Source organism: Burkholderia sp. 8Y, assembly GCF_902506145.1.
Classification (GTDB): Bacteria; Pseudomonadota; Gammaproteobacteria; order Burkholderiales; family Burkholderiaceae; genus Caballeronia.
Window position 1 is genome coordinate 1,037,574 of sequence record NZ_LR733520.1, and the last position, 25,598, is coordinate 1,063,171.

Genomic DNA, 25,598 nt, shown 5'->3' on the forward strand with positions numbered 1-25,598 from the left:
ATCGTTGACCACCGCTTTACAGGAAACGGCGATGCTATTCGTTCGTCCGGCAAGACTCTCCGATCTCGACGAGCTGGAACGCATGGCGCGCTCGGCGCTGCCCGTGCTGCACTCGTTGCCGCGCGACCGGCGCGCACTGGAGACGCGCGTCGCGCTCTCCGAAGACTCGTTTCGCGCCGAAGTCGACTTTCCCGGCGAGGAGTTCTATCTCTTCGTGCTGGAAGACGCGCAGACGGGCAAGCTCCACGGCACGTCGAGCATCGTCGCGTCGGCGGGATACTCCGAGCCGTTCTACACGTTTCGCAACGACGCGCTGATTCACGCGTCGCGCGAACTCAAGGTGAACCGCAAGATTCACGCGCTCACCATGTCGCACGAACTCACGGGCAAGAGCCGGCTGACGGGCTTTTATATCGATCCGTCGCTGCGCACGCCGGAAGGCGAAGCCACGGCGCATCTGCTGTCGCGCGCCCGCATGATGTACATCGCGGCGAACCGCAAGCGTTTTTCGAGCGAAGTGTTCTCGCTGATGCTCGGCGTCACCGACGACGCCGGCGTGTCGCCGTTCTGGGAAGCCGTCGGCCGCAAGTTTTTCGGCCGCGACTTCGAGCAGGTCGAACTGGAATCGGGCGGGCGCAGCCGCACGTTCATCGCGGAAGTCATGCCGACGTATCCGCTCTACGTGCCGCTTCTGCCCGGCGAGGCGCAGCGGGTGCTGGGCGAGCCGAACGCGAGCACGCTGCTCGCCTACGACATTCACCTGGAAGAAGGCTTCGAGCCGGACCGTTTCGTCGATATCTTCGACGCCGGTCCGGTGCTGACCCTCGCAGTGGACAAGAGCGCATCAGCGACTTCGGGCGAATTGCGCCCGGTGCGCGAGGGCGCGGACACGAAGGGCGCGGCGTATCTGATCGCGGCGGGCGGGGCGCACGAGTTTCGCTGCGTCGTCGCGGAATTGACGGGCACGCGCGCCGACGGCGCCGCATTGAGCGCGCAGGCGTGCGGTGCGCTCGGCGTCGCGGAAAAAGACACGGTGCGCTGCGTGCCGCTGCATCAGGCTTCGGGAGAATTGCAATGATCGTCGTGCGCTGCGTGCAGCCTGGAGATGTGGACGCGCTCGTCGCGCTCGCGCTGGAAACGGGCCCGGGGCTCACCACGTTCAAGCCGGATCGGGCCGCGCTCGCCGGGCGCGTCGAGCGTGCGCGCCGTACGCTTGCAGGCGAGGTCGAGCCGTTCGAAGCCGGCTACTTCTTCGTGATGGAAGACACCGCCACCGGCGATGTCGCGGGCGTGTGCGGCATCGAAACGGAAGTCGGGCTGGAGCAGCCGTTCTACAACTATCGCGTCTCGACGGTCGTCCATGCGAGCAAGGACATGGGCGTGTGGACGCGTATGTCGCTGCTTAACATATCGCACGATCTCACGGGTTACGCGGAAGTCTGTTCGCTCTTTTTGAGCCCGCGTTATCGCACGGCGGGCGTGGGCGGGCTGCTGTCGCGCTCGCGCTTCATGTTCATGGCGCAATTCCGCGAACGCTTTCCGCAGCGGCTCTGTGCAGAATTGCGCGGCCACTTCGACGACAACGGCGAATCGCCGTTCTGGAACGCGGTCGGCTCGCACTTTTATCAGATCGATTTCAACGAAGCGGATTACCTCAGCTCGCACGGCAAGAAGTCGTTTCTTGCGGAACTGATGCCGCGCTTTCCGGTGTATCTCGACTTGCTGCCGGAGTCCGCGCAGCGGACGGTCGGCGTCACGCACCGGGACACTGCGCCCGCGCGCAAGATGCTCGAAGCCGAAGGGCTGCGCTATGAGAATCACGTCGATATTTTCGACGCCGGTCCGGTGCTCGAATGCCACGTCGCGGACTTGCGCACGGTGCGCGAGAGCGTGCTCGCGACCGTGCGCATCGGCGAGCGCGACGACGCGCAGAGCGATGCGAAGAGCCTCGTGTCGAACACTTCGCTTGGCGACTTCCGCTGCGGCGCAATCACCGGCGCAACCACCGGCGCAATCACCGGCGCAACCACCGGCGCGGTCGAAGACGGCACGTTCCTGCTGAGCGCTGACGAAGCCGCCGCATTGCGCGTGAAGGACGGCGACACCGTGCGCGTGCTGACATCGCAGCGCGCCAGATAATCGAGAGACGTCATGGATATCCGAAACCAGTTGTATATCGGTGGTGAGTGGCAGGACGGGCGGGGCGCGGCGTTCGCATCGCGCAACCCGGCAAGCGATGCAACCGTATGGCAAGGCGCAAGCGCATCCGCCGACGACGTGGATCGCGCGGTGTCGTCGGCGCGGCGCGCGTTCGCGACGTGGTCCGCCGTGAGCTTCGATGAGCGCGTCGCGGTCGCCAAGCGTTTCGCGGCGCTCTTGAACGAGGACAAGGAATCGCTCGCGCACGCCATCGGACGGGAAACCGGCAAGCCGCTGTGGGAAGCGCGGACCGAAGTAGCGTCGATGGCCGCGAAGGTCGACATCTCGGTGCAGGCCTATCACGAGCGCACTGGCGAAAAGCGCGCGCCAATGGCCGAGGGCGTCGCGGTGCTGCGTCACCGGCCGCATGGCGTCGTCGCGGTGTTCGGGCCATACAACTTTCCGGGACACTTGCCGAACGGCCATATCGTGCCCGCGCTGATCGCGGGTAACGCGGTCGTGTTCAAACCTTCCGAACTTGCGCCGGGCGTCGCGGCGGCGACCGTCGCGCTGTGGATCGAGGCAGGGCTGCCAGCGGGCGTGCTCAATCTCGTGCAGGGCGAGAAGGACACGGGCATCGCGCTCGCCAATCACCGGCAGATCGACGGCCTGTTCTTCACCGGCAGTTCCGACACGGGCACGCTGTTGCATCGCCAGTTCGGCGGGCGGCCGGAAATCGTGCTGGCGCTGGAGATGGGCGGCAACAATCCGCTCGTCGTCGCGCCCGTCGCGGACATCGACGCGGCCGTGCATCACACGATTCAATCCGCGTTTCTCTCGGCCGGCCAGCGTTGCACGTGCGCGCGCCGTCTTTTCATTCCGGACGATGCGTTCGGCGAGCGTTACCTGCGGCGCTTCACGGAAGTGAGCGCGGCGATTCGCATCGGCGCCTACGACGACGAGCCGCAGCCGTTCATGGGCGCGGTGATTTCGGCGCGGGCGGCGGCGCGCCTCGTCGCGGCGCAAACGCAGTTGATCGAAGCGGGCGCACGTCCCTTGCTGGAGATGACGCAACGCGCGGCGAATCTCGGTTTCGTCACGCCCGCGATCCTGGATGTGACCGACGCCCGCGACGTTCCCGACGAGGAGCACTTCGGCCCGATGGTGCAGCTCACGCGCTACACGAGCTTCGATGAAGCGATCGAGCGCGCGAACGATACGGCCTACGGCCTTTCCGCCGGCCTGCTCGCCGACGACGAAGCCGCCTGGACGCACTTTCAGCGCACGATTCGCGCGGGCATCGTCAACTGGAACCGGCCGACCAACGGCGCGTCGTCGGCGGCGCCGTTCGGCGGCGTCGGGCGCTCGGGCAATCAGCGGCCGAGCGCGTACTACGCGGCCGACTACTGCTCGTATCCGATGGCGTCGGTCGAAAGCGCGCAATTGCAGATGCCCGCGAGCATATCGCCGGGTCTCACGTTTTAAGCACCGGAATCCGACATGCAGGCACAGCAAGCCAATCAGACCCAGGACGCGCGCGCGGCGAGCGAAGCGAATTTCGACGGCCTCGTCGGACCGACGCACAACTATGCGGGGCTGTCGTTCGGCAACGTCGCGTCGCGCAACAACGAGAAATCCGTCGCGAATCCGAAGGCGGCGGCGAAGCAGGGCTTGCGCAAGATGAAGCGGCTCGCGGACCTGGGCTTTCATCAGGGCGTGCTGCCGCCGCTCGAACGTCCGTCCATCCGGCTCTTGAAGAGTCTCGGCTTCACGGGCTCGGACGCCGCCGTGATCGAGCGCGCCGCCCGCGAAGCGCCGGAACTGCTCGCCGCCGCGAGTTCCGCTTCGGCGATGTGGACCGCCAACGCCGCGACCGTGAGCCCGTCGGCCGATACCGCCGATGGCCGCGTCCACTTCACGCCCGCGAATCTTGCCGCCAAGCTGCATCGCGCGATCGAGCATGGCGAAACGCGCCGCTCCCTTTCCGCGATCTTCCCGGACGAAGCGCGTTTTCGCATTCACCACGCGCTGCCGGGCACGCCCGCGCTCGGCGACGAAGGCGCGGCCAATCACACGCGGTTCGCGCGGGAATATGGCGAGAAGGGCGTCGAATTCTTCGTATATGGCCGCAGCGAATACGCCCAGGGCCCGCAGCCGCAGCGTTTTCCCGCGCGGCAGACGCTCGAAGCCAGCCGCGCGGTTGCGCGCCTGCACGGACTGTCGGATGCCGCGACCGTGTTCGCGCAGCAATCGCCCGATGTGATCGACGCCGGCGTGTTCCATAACGACGTGATCGCGGTCGGCAATCGCACGACGCTTTTCTGCCACGAGCGCGCGTTCGTCGAGCAGCACAAGGTCTACGACGAACTCGCCGCGAAGCTCGCCGCACACGGCGCGACGTTCGCGGCGCTCGAAGTGCCGCAGAGCGAAGTGAGCGTGGCGGATGCGGTCTCGTCGTATCTGTTCAACAGCCAGTTGCTGTCGCGCGCCGACGGCACGCAGGTTCTCGTCGTGCCGCAGGAATGCCGCGAGAACGAGCGCGTCGCGGCGTATCTGGATTCGCTCGCCACGCGCGCGACGCCCATCGACGAAGTGCTGGTCTTCGATCTGCGCGAGAGCATGAAGAACGGCGGCGGTCCGGCGTGCCTGCGCCTGCGCGTCGTGCTCAACGTTGCGGAGCGCGCGGCCGTGAACCCCGGCGTATGGATGAACGACGCGCTTTTCACGCGCCTCGACGCATGGATCGACACGCATTATCGCGATCGGCTCGCACCCGCCGATCTCGGCGATCCGCAACTGCTGGATCAGTCGCGCACGGCGCTCGACGAACTGACGACGCTTCTCGGACTGGGCGCGATCTATGACTTCCAGCACTGAGCTTCTCGACGACTTTCTCGCGTTCTGTCTCGCGGGCAAGGAGCCGCCGGTCCGGTCCGGCACGGCGGTATCCGGCGTGCGCTGGACGTGGCAAGGCGAAGGCGTCTTGCTGTTGGAACCCGCCACGCAACCCGCGACGCACAGCGTGATTGCGTCTGCCGGCATTCACGGCGACGAGACCGCGCCGATCGAAATGCTGTCGCGCCTTGTCGCCGATACCGCGAGCGGGAAGGCCGCGCTTGCAGTCCGCGTGCTGGTGATTCTCGGCAACATCGGCGCGATGCGCGCAGGCGTGCGCTATGCCGACGACGACCTCAATCGCCTCTTCAGCGGCCGTCACGCGAGCCTGCCTTCGAGCGTCGAAGCGCCGCGCGCCGCCGAACTGGAACGCGCGGCAACCGGGTTCTTCGATAGCGTCGCGCATCCGAAGTGGCATATCGACATGCACACGGCCATTCGCGCGTCCGTCTTCGAGCAATTCGCGCTGTTGCCGCACACCGGCGCGCCGCTTTCCCGCGCGATGTTCGACTGGCTGCGCGATGCGCGTCTGCAAGCGGTGCTTTTGCATCGGGAGAAGGGCAATACGTTCACGCACTTCACCGCCGAGCAGTGCGGCGCGCTCGCGTGCACGCTGGAGCTCGGAAAGGTACGGCCGTTCGGTGCGAACGATCTCGCGCGTTTTGCGGCATCGGATGCCGCTTTGCGGCGGCTCGTCGCAGGCCGCGCGCCGGCTGAGCGAGGACCGCTGCGCGTGTTCACCGTCGTCGCGCAGATCGATAAGCATAGCGAAGCATTCGCGCTGAACGTGGCCGCCGACGTGCCGAACTTCACCGCGTTCCCTCAAGGCGCGGAGCTCGCGCGCGACGGCGATTACACCTATCGAGTGACGCACGACGAAGAGCGCATCGTGTTTCCGAATCCGAAGGTGAAGCCCGGACTGCGCGCCGGCCTCATGGTCGTCGATACCACCGACGCGACGCTCGCATCGCTCGAATGAGCTTTCTCGTCGCGCTCGAACTTGCATGAGCGCGACATCCGCTTGCCTGTTTTCATTCCGCTCTTCCCGGAAACACCGCGCGGGCGCGCGCTACAATCGCGGCCCTGTGCATGATGCGGCGCATCAAAACTCTGCGCATGGTTTGAGCGTTTTTATTGACGCCGCGATGCTGGAATGGCCGGCGTTGTGCCGCATCGGACGACAGATCACGAAACATACTGGAAGGAGATGGCAGTAGATGAAATCGCAATGGATCAACCGCAAGCTCGCCGCGCTCGCCGTGCTCGGCGCCATGACCGCCGCGGGCGCCGCGTCGCTTGACGCGCAGGCCGCCGATAACATGAGGGAACTGCGCTTCGGCGTGGAGGCGTCGTACGCGCCGTTCGAATCGAAGACGCCGGCCGGCGCGCTGACGGGCTTCGACATCGACATCGGCAACGCGGTCTGCGCGAAGCTCAAGATGAAGTGCGTATGGGTCGAGAATTCGTTCGACGGGCTGATTCCGGCCTTGCAGGCGCGCAAGTTCGACGGCATCAATTCGGACATGACGATCACCGACAAGCGCAAGGTCGCGATCGATTTCACCGATCCCATCTACTCGATCCCGAACCAGCTCATCGCGAAGAAAGGCAGCGCGATTCTCCCGACCGTCGATGGCCTGAAGGGCAAGCGCGTCGGCGTGCTGCAGGGTTCGATTCAGGAGACGTACGCGAAGGCGAAGTGGGCCCCCGCGGGCATCGACGTCGAGTCGTATCAGGCGCAGGACCAGATTTACGCGGACCTCGCGTCGGGGCGTCTGGATGCGGCGTTCCAGGATGCCGAGGCGGCGTCGAAGGGCTTTCTGAAGCAGCCGCAAGGCGCGGGTTTCGCCTTCGCCGGTCCGGCAGTGAGCGATGACAAGCTGCTCGGCTCGGGCGTGGGCTTCGGCGTGCGCAAGAACGACCACGCGCTGAAGGACGCGCTCAACCGCGCGCTGAAGGAGCTGAAGGACGACGGCTCGATCGACCGGCTCGCCGCGAAGTACTTCGATGTGAAGGTGGTGCTGAAGTAACGTCGGCGCTCACGCACAGCCCGCTCCGGTCGCGGCCGGAGCGGGCTTTTCTGCGTCTTCCAATCGATCACATCGACGGCGCGATCACCACCGTGCACGTCGTCCCGGCCGCGAGCATGACGCCTTGCGGCACGTCGTCGATTCGCACACGCACCGGCACGCGCTGCGCGAGCCGCACCCAGTTGAACGTCGGGTTCACATCGGCGAGGAGTTCGCGGCTTTGCGGATTGTCGCGGTCATAGATGCCGCGCGAAATGCTCTCGACGTGTCCCGTCAGCTCGCCGCCGCTCATCAGGCGAATCTGCGCGCGGTCGCCCACGCGCACGTGCGGCAGCTTCGTCTCCTCGAAGTAGCCGTAGACCCAGAACGAATGGCTATCGACGATGGCGAGTTTCGCCGTGCCCGCCATCGCGTAGTCGCCGCGATACACGTTCAGGTTCGTCACGTAGCCGTCCACCGGCGAATAGACCTTCGTGCGCTCCAGATTGAGCTTGGCCGCATCGAGCGCGGCCTGCGCCTGCTGAAGCTGCGCCGCCGCCGTCGATGCGGTCTGCATCGCGTTTTCCTGCGCTTCCTTCGAGACGACGAGGCTGTCCATGTCCGCGCGCCGCGCCGCGTCGGAGCGGCGCATGCGCAATTCGGCGGCGCGCGCCGCGACATTGGCCTCGGCCTGCTCGACCGCGATCCGGTAATGCGACGGATCGATCTCCATCAGCAGATCGCCTTTCTTCACGAACTGGTTGTCGCGCACCGGCATCTGCACGACCGCGCCCGACACATCCGGCGCGACGTTGACGACATCGGCGCGCACGCGGCCATCGCGCGTCCACGGCTCGTCCATGTAGTGAACCCACAGCATGCGGCCGATGACGAGCGCAGCCGCGAAAATGACGATCGTCATGACGAAGCCGATGATTTTTCTGAGAACCATGATGCAACTCTTATGAACGTGTGTGAGCGTGTGTGGGCGTGAGTGAGCGAATGCCTGCTTTCAGCGATACACCGCGAGCCCGAGCGCGCCGCAGACGCAGACGAGCAGGCTCGCGCGAAACAGCGCCGGATGCCACACCACGCGATAAATGCCCGTCAGCCCGAGCGCGCGGTCGATCGCCCATGTGATGAGCGCGCCCGCCACGAAGATGAGCAGCAGCGTCGGCACATAGGCTTCGAGAATGGCGGTGTCACGCGGCATGGGGCGCTCCTTTGGGCGAATGAGATTCGAGCGTGGCGAACGGCGACTGGCGATCGAGCAGCGCCGTGCGGATGAAATGCAGATGACTCGCGATGCGCTCTAGCCGATGCCGCTCCTCGCGCGGCCGCTCCGACGCGGCGATCAGGCGCTGCACTTCGCCGATGGCCGTTCCCGCGCAGTCCAGCGCGGCATCGAAGCGTTGCGCGTCCGGGCGATCGAAAAGACGCGCGACGGCGTCGAGCGTGGCATCGATCGCGCGCCGCCACGGCAGCGAGGGCGCGTACTCCGGCGAGTCGGTGAGCGCGGCGATTTCCCGCCGCAAGTCGATGACCGCGCGGCCGACTTCCAGCACCGCGAAGAGCCATTGCAGCGCCTCGCGTTGCAGCGCGGGCCGGCCGGCGGCGAGCGCGTCGATCTGCGAGAGCACGTCGCGCGTGCGGCTCTCGAAGCGCGTCGCCACGCTCGTCAGGCGGCCGCGCCGCGCGAGCACGACTTCGCGGCGCAGGTCGCCGAGCAGGAGACGCCGCAGCCACGGCGCATCGGTCGGCAGAATGGTCGCGAAGGCGACGGCCGAGACGATCATCGACAGCACGAGCGCGATGGCGTCGTTCATCAGGCCGGCCGGGTTGTAGTGAACGAGGTTGTCCGGCCCCGCGAGAAAGCAGAAGAAGATGCAGTAGCCGATGCCCACGCCCGCGACCGCGCGCCGCGTGCTGAGAAACGTGCCGAGCAGGAGCGCGGGCACGAGCGCGACGCACATCAGCACGAAGCCGTCCATGTGCGGAAAGACGCCGAACACGACGATCATCCCGACCACCGCGGCGAGCGCCGTGCCGATGGCCATTTGCGCCGACATGAGCGTCGGGCGCGGCGAGGACGACGCGAGCGCGCAGACGGCCGCCGCGTTCAGCACCATCGTGCCGCCGCTCGGCCACGCGGTCGCGATCCAGAACGCGCTCAGCACGAACATCACGATCGCGCCGCGCACGCCGGAGATCGCGGCGGCGACGAGGTTGGTCTTCGGCACGTAGCGCGCGGCCCAGCGTTCGCGTTCATGCGACGGCGACGCCAGCGATGCGTACGTCTCCGCGTAGGCCAGCATGTCGTCGATGAAGCGGTACAGCAGTTCCGTCGCGGTATCGAATTCGAGCGGCGCGAACGCCGGATCGCTCGCGAGCGTCTCGCGCACCGAGCGCACGCGCTTCGGCAGCGCGGCTTTGAAGTCGCGCAAGCGCGCGGCGGCGTGCGCGGCATCGGCGGCATTGCGCACGGGCTCACCGGCGTCGAGAAACAGCGGCGGGACTTCGTGGATGAACGGCGTCAGCGCGGCGATCGTCGTCGCGGAGGCGCTGTCGCGCAGGCGATTCATCAACTGATGCAGCGCGTGAAAGCGCGTCGACGCGGTCATGAATTCGCTGTTGAGGCGCGCGAGCCGCCCGCCGCGCCGCCGCGATTCCGGATGCTCGAACATCGCGACACTGCGCGCCGCCTCGAAGCCGACGATATCCGCGACGAAGCCGAGATTCGCCCGCTCGATCTGCGCGGGCTCCATCTGGCCGGACATCGCGCGGCAGACGTAATCGACGAATTGCGTGAAGCGGCGGCGCACGGTCGCGCGAATCTGCTCGCCCGCGTGCTGCGGAAAGACGAGCGCGCTCACCGTGCCCGCGCAGACGATGCCGAGCGTCACTTCGCCCACGCGTGTGAGCGCCGACAGATATGCGCCGTCCGGATGCTGCGCGGCCGGAATGCCGATCAGCGCCGCCGTGTAGCCCGCGAGCACGAAGCCATACGAGCGGAAATTGCGGTTGCGCGCCGCGCCCGCGGTGCAGACGCCGACCCACAGCGCCGTCGCCGACAGGAAGAGCACCGGCTGCTGCGCGAAGAGGCCGATCAGCGCGAGCATGACGACGAGACCGACCATCGTGCCGCAGAAGCGATAGAAGCTCTTCGCGAGCACCATGCCGCTTTGCGGCTGCATCACGACGAAGACCGTGGTCATCGCGGTGCGCGGCTGCTGCATGTCGAGCCGCATGGCGATCCAGAGCGCGAGCAGCGCCGCGAGCACGGCCTTGAAGATGTAGATCCACGCGAGGCCGTCAGTGCGCGCCCAGGCGGCGAAGGCTTCCATCGGCGATCCGTGCGCGGGTTTGGCAATTGAGGATGACATGGGCGTTTCTCTCTACTTCTCGCCGGCGCGGGCGAACGGCCCGATGTGCTTCGACGGCGCGAGCTTCGCTTCTTCTGGCCCGTTGGCGGGATCATCGATGCCGCCGCCGAGCGCCGCCGTGAGCGTCGCGTAGGCGGCGAGCCGCGCTGCCCGCACGCGCGCCTCGCCGTCCTGCGCGCGCAGCAGTTGCGCCTGAGCGATCAGCACGTTGACGTAGTCGGTCAGGCCGCGTTTGTAGCCTTCGTTGGCGAGGTCGTAGTTCTTGCGCGCGGCGGCGACCGAGCGGCCCGACGCGTCCAGTTGCGTATCGAGCGATTGCACGCGCACGACCTGATCGGCGATGTCCTTGAGCGCCGCGACGAGCGTCGCGTTGTAGTGATCGACCGCCTGATCGTATTGCGCCGACGCCGCGCCCAGTTGCGCGCGCAGCCGGCCGCCTTCGAAGATCGGCAGCGAAAGCGCCGGGCCGAACGCGTAGCCCGTCGCCTTGCTCGTCAGGAAGCTGAGGAGCGCGCCGCCCGCGAACATCTGCGTGACGGACGCCGCCAGATTGATGTTCGGATAGAACTGCGCCTTCGCGACGTCGATGCCGCGCGCCTGCGCCGCGACCATCCAGCGCGCCGCGACAATATCCGGCCGGTGCCCGACCAGTTCGGCCGGCAAGGAGGAGGGCAGCGGCAGCGGCGTCGCGAGCGACAGCGCCGGGCGCGTGAGGGCTTCGCCCGCGCCGGGGCCTTCGCCTGCGAGCGCGGCCAACTGATGGCGCGCGAGCTGAATCGCTTCCTTGTACAGATCGACCTGGCGTTCGTACTCGGGCAACGGCGCTTCCGCCTGACTCACTTCGAGCTGCGTGCCGAGGCCGCCTTTGAGCCGACGCCGCGCCAGTTCGGCAATGCGCTCCTGCTGCGCGTACGTTTGCTGCGCGATGTCGAGCAGCGCGAACGACTGCGAAAAGCCGATGTAGGCGCGCACGACGTTCGTTTCGAGTTCCAGTTGCGCGGCCCGCGCGTCGGCGGCGCGCACGTGGGCGACATCCAGCGCGCGGTCGGCGGCGTGCTCGTCGCGGCCCCAGAGGTCGAGGTTGTAGGAGAGCGTGAGACCGGCGGTGTTGTCCCAGGTGGTCGTATCGGCATAAGGGCCGGGGCCGTAGAACGCGTTGTCCGGCCAGTTCTTGCGCGTGACGCTCATGTTGCCGTCGACATGCGGAACGAGCGCCGAGTGCGCGACGCCCGCCTGTTCGCGCGCCTCGCGCACGCGCGCCGCGGCCATCGCCAGCGTCGGATTACCGGCCGTCGCGCGGGCGATCCATGCGTCCAGTTGCGGGTCGCGATAAGCGCGCCACCATTGCGCGTCGGGCCACGCGGCATCGGCGTCGGCGGCGCGCGTGGCGGCCTCGATCGCGCGGCCGGCGTCGAGCGTCGAAGCGTCTTTCAGCGAGTCCTGCGGCGCGATCTTGCCGGTGCTTGCGCAGCCGGCCATCGTTAGTATTGTTGTAAGCAACGCGGCGCAACTCGCGCTTCTGAACCCCCGGCCTTCCACGTTTCGCTCCCAACCCTCGAGTCGATCAAGCGGCGATTATATTTTTGCAACGATCCGCGAATAACCGGCGCTAACGCAAAGCATTCTTGCAATCCGTGAGAAAGTGCAATCTTGCAGCGCATGCAACAATGCTTAGACGGTCGGACAAATCAGACACGACGGACAAGCACAGTTCAGGGTTGAACAACGTTATGGACACGCTCCAAAACATGCGCGTTTTCGTGCGCGTGGTCGAGGCAGGCAGCTTCACCGGCGCCGCGCAACATCTCAATACGACGACGGCTTACGCGTCGCGGGCGGTATCGGATCTGGAAGCGCATCTGCGCACGCGGCTCTTGAATCGCACGACGCGCCGCATCGCGCTGACGGAGGCGGGCGAGCGTTATCTGCAACGTTGCGAGCAGATTCTGGCTTACGTCGATCAGGCCGAAGCCGAAGCGAGCGATGCTCACGCGCGCCCGGCCGGCCGCCTGAAAGTGCATTCGATGACGAGCTTCGGCCAGCATTACGTCGTGCCGATGATTTCGCGCTATCAGGAGCGGCATCCGTCGGTGCAGGTCGATCTGACGCTCTCGCAACGCATGCCCGATCTGCTCGACGAAGGCTACGACGTTTCGCTCGTGCTTGCCTCCGAGTTGCCCGACTCGGGCCTCGTGTCGGCGCGGCTCGGCACGGTGTTCAGCATCGCGTGCGCGTCGCCGGCGTACATCGAAAAACACGGCGCGCCGCACGTCTTGTCCGATCTCGTGAACCACACCTGTCTGCACCTGATCACGCCGGTGTTTCCGCCGGGCCGCTGGGTCTTCGACGGCCCGAACGGGCAGGAGACCGTGACGCTCGGGCCGTCCACCTTCACGGTGAACGTCGCCGAGGCGATGGTCGTTGCGATTCGCGAGAGCATGGGAATCGGCGTGCTGCCGACTTCCTCCGCGCTGCCCGCGCTGCGCGCCGGCATGCTGGTGCGGGTGCTGCCGCACTACACGATGCAGGAGTTGAGCGTGTATGCGCTCTATCCGTCGCGTCAGTATCTGGACGCGAAGATTCGCACGTGGGTCGAGTTCCTGCGCGAGGCGCTCCCCGCGACGCTTTCCGCCGACGAAGAGTCGCTCAAGGAGTTCGTGGTGACTTGATGGAACGCTGCGCGTCTTTCAGTTACCGAATAAAGCGCGGTGCAACACTTGCTTACTCCCGGAACGCCCGCAGCTTGCTAAGGTCACAGCTCCCCTCAACGCCTCTTTTCGGGAAAACCGTCGAATGAGCACGCCTCTTTTATTCGCCCTTGCCGCGCTTCTGGTGTTGATCGCCGTGCCTGCCTCGCGCGATCTCTTTCAGGCGATGCGCGCCCAGTCGGAGCGGGAAGCGAAGCGCCGCCTCGTGCCCGTTCGCATGGACGACGAGCGCGAGCGTTACCGCCGCTAGGCCGCTTCCAGCGGCTCGATGAGCCGCGGTTCGTCGTTTACCGTGCGGTTGACGTCGGTCGTCACGCGATGCCAGGCGAAGTGCGCGGCAGGCACGCCATCGGTTTTCACGAGCGAATGAAGATCCGCGGGCGTCGCCGTGGCGTCCAGCCAGCGTCTGCCCGCCGAGGGCGAGAAGACGAGCGGGCGGCGGTCGTGGACATCGACGAGGCCTTCGTCCGCCTTCGACGTCACGATCACGAAGCCCGCGCCTGGCATGGCGGCGTCCACGTCGCGAACGATGCTCGTCAGCGCGGCGAGGAACATCGGCTCGCCATCCGCGCGGCGGATGAAGTAGGGCTGCGGGAAGGGCATGTCCGCGCGGTCGCCCGGGCGCCGCTCCACGCGCCACTCGAACCAGCCGTCCGCGGGCACGAGGATGCGCGCGTTGCGCCACAAGTCCCGGAAATACGCGCTGGTCGATGCCGTCTCGACGCGCGCGTTGATCGTCTGCGGCAGCTTCTTTTCTCTAGCCCACGGCGGGCAGTAGCCCCAATGCACGGCGCGAATGGTTTCGTCGGGATACACCGCGAGCGGATGCGTGCCGGGCGAGAGGTTATAGCCGGGGCGGCGGTCGGCGGCATCCACGAGGACGAACGGATTCTTCAGATGCAGACGCTCCGCGTAATGCATCGGCAGTCGGTACTGGCTGATTCGGCCGCACATGGCGTTCCTCCGCTTCGGCGTCAGATTTCGACGACCTTGTCCCACGTGAATTCCGGGTTCTCCCATCGCTGCGTGCGCTTGTCGAAGTAGCCGCGCGGATTGCACACAACGTGCGTGCCGTTCACCGTGTAGTCGAAGGCAGTATGCGTGTGGCCGTGAATCCAGAGCGCGACGGGCGCGCGGGCGAGCGTCGGCATGTGGTTGATGAAGCCGGCCGACACGATGTCTTCCGCGTAGCGCGGCGCGAGGCTTTCGCGCATCGGCGCGTGATGCGTGACGACGATCGTCTGCCCCGCGAACGGCTTCGCCAGTTCGCTTTCCAGCCACGCGCGCGCCTGCACGTGCAGCGCGACCGAATCGTCAGGCGTGAACGCGTGTGGCTCGCCGTCGGGTTCGGGCCAGGCCAGTTGAATCAATCCGCGATAGTCGAGCATCGCCTTCGTGCAGGCGTGCTTCGCTTTCTCGATCTCGTCCGCGCCCGCGCCGAACAGCGCGAAATCGGTCCAGAGCGTCGTGCCGAGCACGCGCCACGCGCCTTTGCGGTCGACGAGCGCCGCGTTGTTCAGATAGTGCACGTTGTCGACACTGCGCGCGGCATCGTGCATCGCGGCTTCCATCGCGCCGAATTCGCAGTCGTAATACTCGTGATTGCCGGGCACGTAGACGACGGGCGCGCCGTTGTCAAAGTTCTCCGCTGCCCAACGCAAGCCTTCGGCGTGGTTGTGAATGTCGCCCGCGAGCACGACGAGATCGGCCTCCGCATACGGAATGGCGAGCGGCTCGTCGCACTCCAGATGCAGGTCCGACAGCACACGAATCTTCATGCGATGTTCTCCTTGCGTGCGTCCGCATTCCAGCGCACGACCTTGCCGGGGTTCATCAGATTGTCGGGATCGAGCGCGGCCTTGATGGTCTGCATCAGCCGCACTTCCACGGGCGATTTCAGGCGCATGGCTTCGTCCACTTTCAGTTGCCCGAGCCCGTGTTCCGCGCTGATGCTGCCGCGATGCCTGTGCACCTGTTCGTACACGAGCGCGTTGATCGGCGTCTGGAACTCGGTGAGGAACGCCTTCTGATCGACGCCTTCGGGCGCCTGCACGTTGTAATGCAGATTGCCGTCGCCAAGGTGCCCGAACGTGACCATGCGCGCGCCCGGCACCGCTCTCGCGATGATCGCATCGGTTTCGTCGATGAAGCGGCCGATGCTCGAAATGGGCACCGCGATATCGTGCTTGATGTTCAGCCCTTCCTGAGCCTGCGCGAGCGGAATATGCTCGCGCAAGTCCCAGAACGCCTGCGACTGCGCGAGATTTTCCGCCACGACCGCGTCTTCGACGATGCCTTCTTCGATCGCCTGTTCCATCAGGCGTTCGAAAAGCGCGCGGGCGTGCTCGTCGCTTTCGCTGTCGGAAAGTTCCAGAAGCACGGTCTGCGCGTGCGGCTCGCCAAACGGGTAGCGCAATTGCGGAAAATGCCGTCCGACGAGACGCATGGAGAAGTCGGACATCAGCTCGAAGCCGGTCAGAAGCGGGCCGGCGTGCTGCTGCGCCATCGCGAGAAAGTCGAGCGCGGCATGCGGCGACGCGAGACCGGCGAGCGCCGTGACCTTGGCGACGGGCGCGGGATGGAGCTTCATCACGGCCGCGGTGATGATGCCGAGCGTGCCTTCCGCGCCGATGAACAGATCGCGCAGATCGTAGCCCGTGTTGTCCTTGCGCAGTCCGCGCAGGCCGTCCCAGATTTCGCCTTGCGGTGTCACGACTTCGAGCCCGAGGCACAGCTCGCGCGTGTTGCCGTAGCGCAGCACGCCGGTGCCGCCCGCGTTCGTCGACAAATTGCCGCCGATCGTGCAGCTGCCTTCCGCCGCGAGACTCAACGGAAAGAGACGTTGCGCGCTTTCGGCGCGCGCCTGGATTTCGGCGAGCACGACGCCCGCTTCGACGGTGATCGTGTTGTTATGCGGATCCACGCCGCGAATGCGATTCAGCCGCCTCAGACTCACGACGGCCTGCGCGCCGCTCGCATCCGGAGTCGCGCCGCCCGCGAGTCCCGTGTTGCCGCCTTGCGGCACGATGGCGACGCCATGTTCGCGCGCGAGCCGCACGACGCCGGCGACCTGTTCCGTGTCGCCGGGCAGCAGCACGGCGCAGGCGTCGCCGCGATACCGCTTGCGCCAGTCGACGCGATACGGCTCGGTGTCATGGTCATCCGTCAGGACGTGCGACGCGCCGATCAGTTGTACGCAGGCGTCGATGAAAGTTGCGGCAGAAGCGGTCATGGGCGAGAGGGATGGGCTGGAATGAAGCGACAGTATCGCGCAGCCGGGCGATGTGCGAACCATCGGCCAAATGGCATAGGCACGCGCCTTCGCTGCGCTTCGCGCCGGGTTTCGTGCTACAAAGCCTCAACCGCAAGCACGAAGCGGCGCGACAGCGGTCATGCCTGGCGTTTCCTTTCACGCGCCTGCGCTCGGGCGGCGCGCTTGAAAGGCGCGACGTACGCCATCGCGCAGCCGAAGAATGCGAGCGCAAGCAACGCTTCGAGCCAGGCGAGCCGCGCTGAGAGGCCGGCGTCGGTCATGCCGCGCACGATGCCTTCAGCGAGGTAGAGCAACACGAGCATGGACGACCATTGCAGCGTGTAGACGTTGCGCTTCGCGACGCCGGGCAGCGCGCACGCGAGCGGCAGCGCCTTCAACGCGAGCACCCACGCGCCGGGGCGCAGCGGCGCGAGCCACAGCTCCCAGAGCAAGGCGAGGACGATCAGCGCGCCGAGGCTCGCGGCGGCGCCGAGTGCGAACGCGCCGTGGTTTCGGTTTTCGTCGGCGGAAGGCGCGTGCATGGCGGGCTCAGTTCGCCTGTGCGCCGCGGGCGAGGTCGCGCGCCGTGCGGGCAAGCCGGGCGCCGAGCGCAATGGCGAGCGCCTTTTCGTCGGCGGAAATGCCTTGCCGCGCCGCCTCGTCGCCGGTGCGCGCATGATGCGACGCGCCGTAGGGCGTGCCGCCGGTTTGCGTCGTGGTGAGCCGCGACTCGGTGTACGGAATGCCGACGATCATCATGCCGTGATGCAGGAGCGGCAGCATCATCGAAAGCAGGGTGCTTTCCTGGCCGCCGTGGAGACTGCCGGTCGATGTGAAGACGCTCGCGGGCTTGCCGGCGAGCGCGCCGGAGAGCCATTGCGGCGTGGTGCCGTCGAGGAAGTATTTGAGCGATGCGGCCATGTTGCCGAAGCGCGTCGGCGAGCCGAGCGCGAGGCCCGCGCATTCCTCGAGGTCGCGCAGTTCGGCGTAGGGCGGCCCTTCTGCGGGAATGTCGGGCTGGGTGGCTTCGCAGACAGTGGAAACTGGCGGCACCGTCCGCACGCGAGCCTGCATGCCGGGCACGCTGTCGACGCCCTGCGCGATGGCGAGCGCCAGCTCGCGTGTCGCGCCGTGGCGGCTGTAGTAAAGCACGAGGATGTCGTTCATATGAGCTTTTTGGTGAACGGCTATTATAGGGATTGGGTCGCCGTCCGTGGGTGAGGCGGCTTGGTGGATGGTGCTGGTTCGCGGTGATGGCTTCGGGCAAAGCGACTACGGTCGGCCGCATAGGAGAAAAGGTTTGCAGCGTCTTTCAATCGATCTCGCGGCAGTGAAGCGCCTCGCCGGTTTCGTCGCGCGGCGCATCGGCGAGGATCGCGTCGCGCAAGTCGCGGGCAGCCTCACGTTCACGAGCGTGCTCTCGCTCGTGCCGCTCGCCACCGTGGCTTTCGCGCTGTTTACGGCGTTTCCGATCTTCGGGTCGTTTCAGGCTTCGTTGCAGGACTTCCTCGCGGATCACCTGATGCCCGCGCAGATCAACAGCCAGATCTTCAAGTACCTGAACGAATTCGCTTCGAAGGCCAAAGGACTCACGACGGTCGGGATGATCATCCTTCTGGTCACGTCCGTCATGACCATGATGACCGTCGAATCCGCGTTCAACGTCATCTGGCGGGTGAAAAAGGCGCGTCCGCTCGCGCAGCGCGTGCTCGTCTACTGGTCGATCATCACGCTCGGGCCGATTCTCTTCGGCTGCAGTCTGTCGATTTCCTCGTACGTCTTCGCGCATTCGGTCGCTTACGCGGGCTCGCACAATCTGATGCCGCCCGTCGTCGAATGGCTGCTCACCGGCGTTTCCCTGCCGCTCACGGTGTTCGGCTTCACGATCACCTACGTGTATATGCCGAACTGCAAGGTCGAATGGCGCGATGCCGTCGTGGGCGGGCTGATCGCGGCGGTCGCCTTCGAGATCGGCAAGCGCGCCTTCGGGCTCTACGTGCGCAGCATTCCTACTTACACGGCCGTCTACGGCGCGTTCGCCTCGCTGCCCGTGTTTCTGCTGTGGGTTTATCTATGCTGGATGATCGCGCTCGTCGGCGCGATGCTGACCTCCGCGCTGCCCGCTATTCGCATCGGGCAATATCATCGGCGCGCGTTTCCGGGCAGCGACCTGCTCGATGCGCTCGAAATTCTCGCGCGGCTCGTCGAGGCGCGCGAGGAGGGCAAGCCCGGCTACACCGCGCTCGAACTGTCGAAGATGGTGCGGTGCGATCTCGATACGTCCACGCGCATCATCGCGCGGCTCGACACGCTCGGCTGGATCGGCAGGCTGGAGGACGCGCGCATGCCGCGCTATGTGATGATCGCCAATCCGAACCAGATTACGCTCACCATGCTGTTTCAGGAATTCGTGATCGACCGCGAAGAGCTGGATTACCAGCTGCGTCTCGATGCAGCGCGGATCGAGCGCGATGTGCTCGTCAACGCGCTCGACAACGAAAAGCTGGAAGCGACGCTCGGCGCGCTGATCGCGGCGCGCACGCAGGCGCAAGCGAGCGCGCCGATGCGCGAGCCTGCGCGTTCGCCGATGCCGCGACAAACGGCGTGATCGCCGCTCAAAGCGAGATTCTGCCGATGCAGATGTCCTTGAACATCACCCAGTCGCCCATCAGGCTGTAGAGCGGATGGCGAAAGGTGGCGGGGCGGTTCTTCTCGAAGAAGAAGTGTCCGATCCACGCGAAGCCGTATCCGCATACGACGGCCGCCGGGAGCCAGAGCCAGTCGCCGGTGGCGAGCGCCATCGCAAGACAGCCGATCACGCCGAGCGAGCCGATGAAATGCAGCCTGCGCGAGACCAGGTTGCGATGCTCTTCGAGGTAGTACGGATAGAACTCGGCGAAGCTCGCGAAATGTTCCCCGTGTGCCGTGTGCGCCATGATGGCCTCCGGTTTTCCGACGATCGCGTCGGCAACATTGATTCTGCGACCGGCAGGGCGAGCATGCAAGCCGCCTTTCAGCGGCTTTCGGCGCACTCCAGCGCAAACGCGAAGAGCGCATCGAGCACGGCGTCCGGCTGTTCCGACATCAGCGCGTGGCCGCCGTCCAGTTCTACCGTGCGTACCCGCGCGCCGTGTTTTCGCAAGGCATCAACAAGGGCGCGGGCGGCGCGCGGCGGCGTCATCACGTCGCGCTTGCCGTAGAGCACGCAGACGGGGCAACGCACGGACGCGGCGCGGTCGAGCGCCTCCGTGTAACCGTTGCAGGCGCTGAAATCGGTGTGGAAAAGCTGCGCTTCGCCCAACGCGCTGACGCGTTCCATCAGCCGTTGATTCACGCCTTGCAGCCAGAACCCGGGCGCGGGACTGGAAGGCTTGGCCGCGATGGTCGAATGCGACCATTGATTCACCATGCCGATGGCCTGCGGCTCGTGCTCGCGGGCGGCGTCGAGAAGGGCGTCGGAGACGGTCATCGGCGCGGCGGTCGCGATCAGCGCGAGCCCGGCGGCGCGGTCCGGATAGCGCGCGGCGGCGTCCAGTGCGATCAGCGAGCCCATGCTGTGGCCGACGAAGATGGCACGGCGCACGGCGGCGGCGTCGAGCACGCGCATCACCCAGTCGGCGAGCGATGCGATGTCGCGTCGCGCGGGGCCGTCGCTGCGGCCGTGGCCGGGCAGATCGAGCGCCAGCACGCCGAAGCCGTGATGCGCAAAGTAGCGCGTTTGCAGCGCCCAGACGCTGTGGTCGTGCTCCGCGCCGTGAAGGAAGACGATGGCAGGGCGCGCCGGATCGAACGGCTTGCCGCCGGTGTAGGCGTAAGCGCGGTGGCCGTCGAGATCGAGGATCATGCGCGGCCCCCGAGCGGCGTCGTGTTCGCGCCGTCGCCGCCCCTCTCGGCGGCCTTTTGCGCCGCCTTCAGGCCGCGCTTCAAGTCGTCGATCAGGTCGTCCGGATCTTCCAGCCCGATCGACAGGCGAATCCGTCCCGGCCCGATGCCCGCGGCGGCGAGCGCGGCGGCGTCCATGCGAAAGTGCGTCGTGGAAGCCGGATGGATCACGAGCGAGCGCGCGTCGCCGACGTTCGCCAGATGCGAGAACAGCGTCAGCGATTCGATGAACGTGCGCGCCGCCGGCACGCCGCCGCGCACATCGAAGCTGAACACCGCGCCCGCGCCGCGCGGCAGCAGCCGCTCGGCGAGTGCATGATCGCGATGCGTCGGCAGTTCGGGATAGGCAACGCCCTCGACCGCCGGCGAACTCAGCAGGAAGTCGATCACCTTGCGCGTGTTGGCCACATGCCGGTCCATGCGCAACGGCAAGGTTTCGATGCCTTGAAGCAGTTGCCACGCGGCCTGCGGATGCAAACACGCGCCGAAGTCGCGCAGCCCCTCGCGCCGGGCGCGCAGCAGGAACGGCGCGACCGTGCTTTCCTCGGCGAAGACCATGCCGTGAAAGCCGTCGTAAGGCTCGGTGAACTCGGGGAAACGGCCGCTTTCGGCGAAGTCGAAAGTGCCGCCGTCCGCCAGCACGCCGCCGATGGTCGTGCCGTGGCCGCCGAGAAACTTCGTCGCGGAGTGATACACGAGGTCCGCGCCGTGCTCGAACGGCCGCAGGAGGTAGGGCGTCGTGAAAGTGGAATCGACGAGCAGCGGCGCGCCGTGGGCGTGGGCGATTTCCGCGACGCTCGCAATATCCAGCACGTCCAGCCCCGGATTGCCGAGCGTTTCGCCGAAGAAAAGCCGCGTGTTCGGCCGGGCGGCCGCGCGCCACGCGTCCAGATCGTGCGGCGGCACGAACGTCGTCTCGATGCCGAAGCGCCGCAGCGTGTAATGCAGCAGGTTGTGCGACCCGCCGTACAGCGCGGCCGACGCGACGATATGCGAACCCGCGCCCATCAACGTGGCGATCGCCAGATGCAGCGCCGCCTGACCGCTCGCCGTGCCGATCGCGCCGACGCCGTTCTCCAGCGCCGCGACGCGCTCCTCGAAGACCGCGACCGTCGGATTCGAAATGCGCGAATACACATGGCCCGAGCGTTCCATGTTGAAGAGCGCGGCGGCGTGATCGGTATCGCGAAAGGAGAACGAAGTGGTCTGATAGATGGGCGTGGCCCGCGCGCCGGTGGCGGGATCGGGCGCGGCGCCCGCGTGCAGCGCGAGCGTATCGAAGCGGTTGGCGGGCATCGTCGGCGGCCGGCGCGGCATGCGTCCGGCGAAAATGTCGGTCGGTCATCCTATCATCGCGGCGGCTCGCGCAAACCTAGGGCGAACGCCTGCGGTCTTGCCGCGAAGCCTTATCCGAAAGGCTAACGCGGGCCTCGTTCGCTTTCCTTTTGCAGGCCTTTCCGATAGCATCGACCCATGGTTTCACAAACGCTTCGGCATCTGAACAGGCATTTCGCGAGGAGAAAGTCATGCGAGTGAGCGACATCTTGAAGGTGAAGGGCAATGCGCTATTCACCGTTACGCCCGATACGCCGCTCTCCGACGCGATCAACGTGATGGCGGCGCACGATATCGGCTCGCTCGTCGTCATGGAATACGGCGATCTGGTCGGCATGCTGACTTTCCGCGAAATCATTGTGACGCTGCGCGACAACGGCGGGGGCGTGGGCACCACGACCATCCGCAAGGTCATGGACGACCATCCGCTCACCTGCACGCCGGAAACCGACGTGAACGAAATTCGCCGCATGATGCTGGAGCATCACGTGCGTTATCTGCCGGTCATGGAAAACCGCGCGCTCATGGGCGTCATCTCCTTCTACGACGTGGCGAAGGCCGTCGTCGAGGAGCAGGGCTTCGAGAATCGCATGCTGAAAGCGTATATCCGCGACTGGCCGGAGGAACCGCAGGGCCAGCAGGAGCAGCAGAACGTTCGCTGAATTTTTAGTGCCGTGCCGCGCGCGTCGTCGTGCGGTAGCCGAACTAAGTGAGATCGAATTAACGAAGTCTCGCCGGACCAACGCAGCGCGCCGAAGGGCGCGTTTTTTTTCGCCCGGCGCTTGAGCACACAAAGACACAATTCTTGCCGAGAACACATGAGTGACAATCCGTTGGGCGCCGAGAACGACGCTGGCGCGCGTGCTTCGCGCGGCTCGCATGCCGCTGGTGAAAGCCAGTTCGGTTTGCTGCGGGAACGCCGCTTCGCGCCGTTCTTCTGGACGCAGTTTCTCGGTGCCATGAACGACAACGTCTTCAAGGTCGGCTTCACGTCGCTGGTGACGTTCCAGGCCGCGCGTTTCTCGGGCGTCGATCCGAAGACGGCGGCGTTCCTGATTTCCGCCGTCTTCATCGTGCCGTTCGTGCTGTTTTCGGCGACTTCCGGGCAGATCGCCGACAAATACGACAAGGCCGTGCTCGCGCGTCTCGTGAAGACTTTCGAGATCGTCGTGATGCTGATCGGCGGCGCGGGATTTCTGCTGCACAGCGCGCCGTTGCTGTACCTCTGCACCTTTCTGATGGGCGTGCATTCGACGGTCTTCGGGCCGGTCAAATACGCTTATCTGCCGCAGCATCTGAACGCAACCGAGCTCGTCGGCGGCAACGGACTCGTCGAAATGGGCACGTTCGTCGCCATTCTGATCGGCACGATCATCGGCGGGGCGGCGGCCGGGGCGGCGAACCGCAGTGCGCTGTTGCTCGCGGCGGCGTGTCTCGCGTTCGCGGTCGTCGGGCGCATCGTGTCGGGCTTCGTGCCGACGTCCGAAGCCTCCCAGCGCGACTTGCGCATCAACTGGAATCCGGTGTCGGAGACGTGGCGCAATCTCAAGCTCGCCCGCTCGGACCGCACGGTCTTTCTGAGCCTGCTCGGCATTTCGTGGCTCTGGTTCGTCGGCGCGACGTTTCTCACGTCCTTTTTTAATTTCGCGAAAGACGTGCTGTCCGCGAATCCCGATGTCGTCACCATCCTGCTTGCGACGTTCTCGCTCGGCATCGGCACCGGGTCGCTGCTGTGCGAACGGCTCTCGAAGCGCCGCGTCGAAATCGGGCTGGTGCCGCTCGGATCCATCGGCATCAGCGTCTTTGCAATCGATCTCTTCTTCGCGAGCCACCGCATCGCGCCGGCTACGCATCTGCTGAACGTCAGCGAATTCCTGCTCGTGCTGCGGCACTGGCGCATTCTCGCCGACCTGTTTCTGCTCGCGATGTTCGGCGGCTTCTACAGCGTGCCGCTCTACGCGCTGATCCAGGCGCGCAGTCAGCCGACGCACCGGGCACGCATCATTGCCGCCAACAACATTCTCAATTCGTTCTTCATGATCGTCTCGGCGCTGATGGCGCTCGCGCTCACGTCGATGGGCGTCGGCATTCCCGGCCTCTTTCTCGTGACGGCGCTGCTGAACGTGCTCGTCGCCGTCTATATCTACTCGCTCGTGCCCGAGTTCCTGCTGCGTTTCATCGCGTGGATTCTGGTGCACACGTTCTATCGCATTCGCCTGGTCGATGCCGCGCGCATTCCCTCGCACGGCGCGGCGGTCCTCGTGTGCAATCACGTCAGTTTCGTGGATGCGGTCGTCATCATGGCCGAAAGTCCGCGTCCGATCCGCTTCGTGATGGATCACCGCATCTTTCGCACGCCGTTCGTCGGCTGGCTGTTCCGTCACGTGAAGGCGATTCCGATTGCGCCCGCGCACGAGGACGCGGAGCTGCTGGAACGCGCGTATGAGTCGTGCCAGCGCGCGCTCGACGACGGCGATCTCATCTGTATCTTTCCCGAGGGCAAACTCACGCGCACGGGCGAGATGAACCCGTTCCGGCACGGAATCTCGGAGATTCTGCGGCGGCATCCGGCGCCGGTCGTCCCGATGGCGCTGCGCGGGCTGTGGGGCAGCGTTTTTTCGCGCGATCGGAATGCGCAGTGGCCGCGTCCCATTCGGCGGGGCGTGATGACGCGCCTCACGCTCGCCGTCGGCGAGCCCATCGCGCCGGAAGACGCGACGCCGCAGCACCTTCAGGACCGCGTGACGGCGCTGCGCGGCGCGCGACGATAGACGGCGCTGGCATAATAGCGGTCTCCCCCCGACACTCTCTTCAGGTCGACGCTCATGTCCGGCAACACCCTTGGCACGCTCTTCACCGTCACGAATTTTGGCGAATCGCATGGACCGGCGATCGGCTGCGTGATCGACGGCTGCCCGCCCGGCATGGCGCTGACCGAGGCCGACATCCAGGTGGAACTGGACCGGCGCCGTCCGGGCACGTCGCGCCACGTGACGCAGCGGCAGGAAGCCGATCAGGTCGAGATTCTGTCGGGCGTGTTCGAGGGCGTCACCACCGGCACGCCCATCGCGCTTCTCATCCGCAATACGGATCAGCGCAGCAAGGACTACGGCAACATCGCCGAAACGTTCCGTCCCGGTCATGCCGATTACACCTACTGGCAGAAGTACGGCGTGCGCGACTATCGCGGCGGGGGGCGGTCGTCGGCGCGGCTGACTGCGCCGACGGTCGCGGCGGGCGCGGTCGCGAAGAAATGGCTGCGCGAGAAATTCGGCATCGAGACGCGCGGTTACATGAGCGCGCTCGGCGAGGTGCCTATTCCGTTCGTCGACTGGAAGCACGTGCGCGAAAATCCGTTCTTCGCGCCGAACGCGGATGTCGTGCCGCAACTCGAGGCTTACATGGACGGACTGCGCCGCGACGGCGATTCGGTAGGCGCGCGCATCGACGTGGTGGCGAGCGGCGTGCCGGTCGGTCTCGGCGAACCGCTGTATGACCGGCTGGATGCCGACATCGCCCACGCGATGATGGGCATCAACGCCGTGAAGGGCGTGGAGATCGGCGCGGGTTTCGCGAGCGTCGCGCAACGCGGCTCGCAGCACGGCGACGAGATGACGCCCGAAGGCTTCGCCACCAACCACGCGGGCGGCATCCTGGGCGGCATTTCGAGCGGGCAGGACATCACGGTGTCCATCGCCATCAAGCCGACGTCGAGCATTCGCACGCCGCGTCAGTCCGTCGACAAGACGGGCGCGCCCGCGACCGTCGAGACGTTCGGGCGCCATGATCCGTGCGTCGGCATCCGCGCGACGCCCATCGCGGAGGCACTGCTCGCGCTCGTGCTGATGGATCATGCGTTGCGGCACCGCGCGCAATGCGGCGATGTGGCCGTCTCCACGCCGAAGATCCCCGCGCACGTTCCGGGCAAGTAACGCCGCATGAAAAAGGGCGCCGGTGCTTTCGACCGGCGCCCTTTGTCGTTTACCGCGCAGGC

At 66.2% G+C, this 25,598-nt stretch carries 24 protein-coding genes; 12 read left to right on the forward strand and 12 right to left on the reverse strand.

Annotation, left to right across the window (positions count from 1 at the left end; all coding sequences use genetic code 11):
* Positions 1–31: 31 nt before the first annotated feature.
* From aruF to GV035_RS15380, 6 genes are all read left to right on the forward strand, one after another.
* Positions 32–1,078: an arginine/ornithine succinyltransferase subunit alpha gene (aruF, locus tag GV035_RS15355; protein WP_159835894.1), complete on the forward strand. Its 1,047-nt coding sequence runs from the start codon at positions 32–34 to the stop codon at positions 1,076–1,078.
* The gene (gene astA / locus GV035_RS15360) at positions 1,075–2,139 is read left to right on the forward strand and encodes an arginine N-succinyltransferase (protein WP_159835895.1); all 1,065 of its coding nucleotides are present in this window, start codon (positions 1,075–1,077) and stop codon (positions 2,137–2,139) included. The genes aruF and astA overlap by 4 nt, the downstream gene beginning before the upstream one ends.
* Before the next feature lie 12 nt (positions 2,140–2,151).
* Complete coding sequence (gene astD, locus GV035_RS15365) at positions 2,152–3,624, forward strand: succinylglutamate-semialdehyde dehydrogenase (protein ID WP_159835896.1); 1,473 nt, start codon at positions 2,152–2,154, stop codon at positions 3,622–3,624.
* Positions 3,625–3,639: 15 nt separating this feature from the next.
* Positions 3,640–5,016 carry an N-succinylarginine dihydrolase gene (gene astB, locus GV035_RS15370; RefSeq protein ID WP_159835897.1) on the forward strand — a complete coding sequence of 459 codons (1,377 nt, stop codon included), beginning with the start codon at positions 3,640–3,642 and terminating at the stop codon, positions 5,014–5,016.
* A complete protein-coding gene (astE, locus tag GV035_RS15375; RefSeq protein ID WP_159835898.1) occupies positions 5,000–6,013 on the forward strand; it encodes a succinylglutamate desuccinylase in 1,014 nt (337 codons plus the stop codon). The genes astB and astE overlap by 17 nt, the downstream gene beginning before the upstream one ends.
* A 238-nt stretch (positions 6,014–6,251) precedes the next feature.
* On the forward strand, positions 6,252–7,064 hold the full coding sequence (locus GV035_RS15380) for an ABC transporter substrate-binding protein (RefSeq protein ID WP_159835899.1): 813 nt from the start codon (positions 6,252–6,254) through the stop codon (positions 7,062–7,064).
* A 67-nt stretch (positions 7,065–7,131) separates the two neighbouring features.
* Here GV035_RS15380 and GV035_RS15385 read toward each other — a convergent pair whose 3' ends face one another.
* From GV035_RS15385 to GV035_RS15400, 4 genes are read right to left on the reverse strand one after another with little or no spacing between them, the layout of a single operon-like run.
* On the reverse strand, positions 7,132–7,995 hold the full coding sequence (locus tag GV035_RS15385) for an efflux RND transporter periplasmic adaptor subunit (RefSeq protein WP_159835900.1): 864 nt from the start codon (positions 7,993–7,995) through the stop codon (positions 7,132–7,134).
* A gap of 60 nt (positions 7,996–8,055) precedes the next feature.
* A complete protein-coding gene (locus GV035_RS15390) occupies positions 8,056–8,256 on the reverse strand; it encodes a DUF1656 domain-containing protein (RefSeq protein WP_159835901.1) in 201 nt (66 codons plus the stop codon).
* A complete protein-coding gene (locus GV035_RS15395; RefSeq protein ID WP_159835902.1) occupies positions 8,246–10,426 on the reverse strand; it encodes an FUSC family protein in 2,181 nt (726 codons plus the stop codon). The genes GV035_RS15390 and GV035_RS15395 overlap by 11 nt, the downstream gene beginning before the upstream one ends.
* 12 nt (positions 10,427–10,438) lie before the next feature.
* On the reverse strand, positions 10,439–11,905 hold the full coding sequence (locus GV035_RS15400) for an efflux transporter outer membrane subunit (RefSeq protein ID WP_159835903.1): 1,467 nt from the start codon (positions 11,903–11,905) through the stop codon (positions 10,439–10,441).
* A 251-nt stretch (positions 11,906–12,156) separates the two neighbouring features.
* Between GV035_RS15400 and GV035_RS15405 the strand changes: the two genes are divergently transcribed.
* Positions 12,157–13,095 (forward strand): LysR family transcriptional regulator, encoded by a 939-nt coding sequence (locus GV035_RS15405; protein WP_159835904.1) that lies wholly within the window; start codon positions 12,157–12,159, stop codon positions 13,093–13,095.
* Between the two features lie 124 nt (positions 13,096–13,219).
* Entirely contained in the window at positions 13,220–13,384 is a 165-nt protein-coding gene (locus tag GV035_RS15410; RefSeq protein ID WP_159835905.1) for a hypothetical protein, read from the forward strand.
* Here GV035_RS15410 and GV035_RS15415 read toward each other — a convergent pair.
* From GV035_RS15415 to wrbA, 5 genes are all read right to left on the reverse strand, one after another.
* Entirely contained in the window at positions 13,381–14,088 is a 708-nt protein-coding gene (locus tag GV035_RS15415) for an SOS response-associated peptidase (protein WP_159835906.1), read from the reverse strand. The genes GV035_RS15410 and GV035_RS15415 overlap by 4 nt on opposite strands.
* A 20-nt stretch (positions 14,089–14,108) precedes the next feature.
* Positions 14,109–14,912 carry a metallophosphoesterase gene (locus GV035_RS15420; RefSeq protein ID WP_159835907.1) on the reverse strand — a complete coding sequence of 268 codons (804 nt, stop codon included), beginning with the start codon at positions 14,910–14,912 and terminating at the stop codon, positions 14,109–14,111.
* A complete protein-coding gene (locus tag GV035_RS15425; RefSeq protein ID WP_159835908.1) occupies positions 14,909–16,366 on the reverse strand; it encodes an FAD-binding oxidoreductase in 1,458 nt (485 codons plus the stop codon). The genes GV035_RS15420 and GV035_RS15425 overlap by 4 nt, the downstream gene beginning before the upstream one ends.
* A gap of 158 nt (positions 16,367–16,524) precedes the next feature.
* Complete coding sequence (locus GV035_RS15430; RefSeq protein WP_159835909.1) at positions 16,525–16,929, reverse strand: DUF2069 domain-containing protein; 405 nt, start codon at positions 16,927–16,929, stop codon at positions 16,525–16,527.
* Between the two features lie 7 nt (positions 16,930–16,936).
* Positions 16,937–17,554: an NAD(P)H:quinone oxidoreductase gene (gene wrbA / locus GV035_RS15435; RefSeq protein WP_159835910.1), complete on the reverse strand. Its 618-nt coding sequence runs from the start codon at positions 17,552–17,554 to the stop codon at positions 16,937–16,939.
* 133 nt (positions 17,555–17,687) lie between these two features.
* On the opposite strand from wrbA, the gene GV035_RS15440 reads away from it, so the two are divergent.
* Positions 17,688–18,995 carry a YihY family inner membrane protein gene (locus tag GV035_RS15440; protein WP_159835911.1) on the forward strand — a complete coding sequence of 436 codons (1,308 nt, stop codon included), beginning with the start codon at positions 17,688–17,690 and terminating at the stop codon, positions 18,993–18,995.
* A 7-nt stretch (positions 18,996–19,002) separates the two neighbouring features.
* On the opposite strand, the gene GV035_RS15445 is transcribed toward GV035_RS15440, so the two are convergent.
* From GV035_RS15445 to GV035_RS15455, 3 genes are all read right to left on the reverse strand, one after another.
* On the reverse strand, positions 19,003–19,323 hold the full coding sequence (locus GV035_RS15445) for an Mpo1-like protein (RefSeq protein ID WP_159835912.1): 321 nt from the start codon (positions 19,321–19,323) through the stop codon (positions 19,003–19,005).
* A gap of 77 nt (positions 19,324–19,400) precedes the next feature.
* Entirely contained in the window at positions 19,401–20,231 is an 831-nt protein-coding gene (locus tag GV035_RS15450; protein WP_159835913.1) for an alpha/beta fold hydrolase, read from the reverse strand.
* Positions 20,228–21,565: an O-acetylhomoserine aminocarboxypropyltransferase gene (locus GV035_RS15455; protein WP_159835914.1), complete on the reverse strand. Its 1,338-nt coding sequence runs from the start codon at positions 21,563–21,565 to the stop codon at positions 20,228–20,230. The genes GV035_RS15450 and GV035_RS15455 overlap by 4 nt, the downstream gene beginning before the upstream one ends.
* A 230-nt stretch (positions 21,566–21,795) precedes the next feature.
* Here GV035_RS15455 and GV035_RS15460 point away from each other — a divergent pair, with 230 nt between their 5' ends.
* The 3 genes from GV035_RS15460 to aroC all read left to right on the forward strand — a co-directional run bounded on the left by GV035_RS15460 (position 21,796) and on the right by aroC (position 25,536).
* Positions 21,796–22,266 carry a CBS domain-containing protein gene (locus GV035_RS15460; protein WP_159835915.1) on the forward strand — a complete coding sequence of 157 codons (471 nt, stop codon included), beginning with the start codon at positions 21,796–21,798 and terminating at the stop codon, positions 22,264–22,266.
* A 156-nt stretch (positions 22,267–22,422) separates the two neighbouring features.
* On the forward strand, positions 22,423–24,375 hold the full coding sequence (locus tag GV035_RS15465; RefSeq protein ID WP_159835916.1) for an MFS transporter: 1,953 nt from the start codon (positions 22,423–22,425) through the stop codon (positions 24,373–24,375).
* Between the two features lie 54 nt (positions 24,376–24,429).
* Complete coding sequence (gene aroC, locus GV035_RS15470) at positions 24,430–25,536, forward strand: chorismate synthase (protein WP_159835917.1); 1,107 nt, start codon at positions 24,430–24,432, stop codon at positions 25,534–25,536.
* Positions 25,537–25,598: the final 62 nt, after the last annotated feature.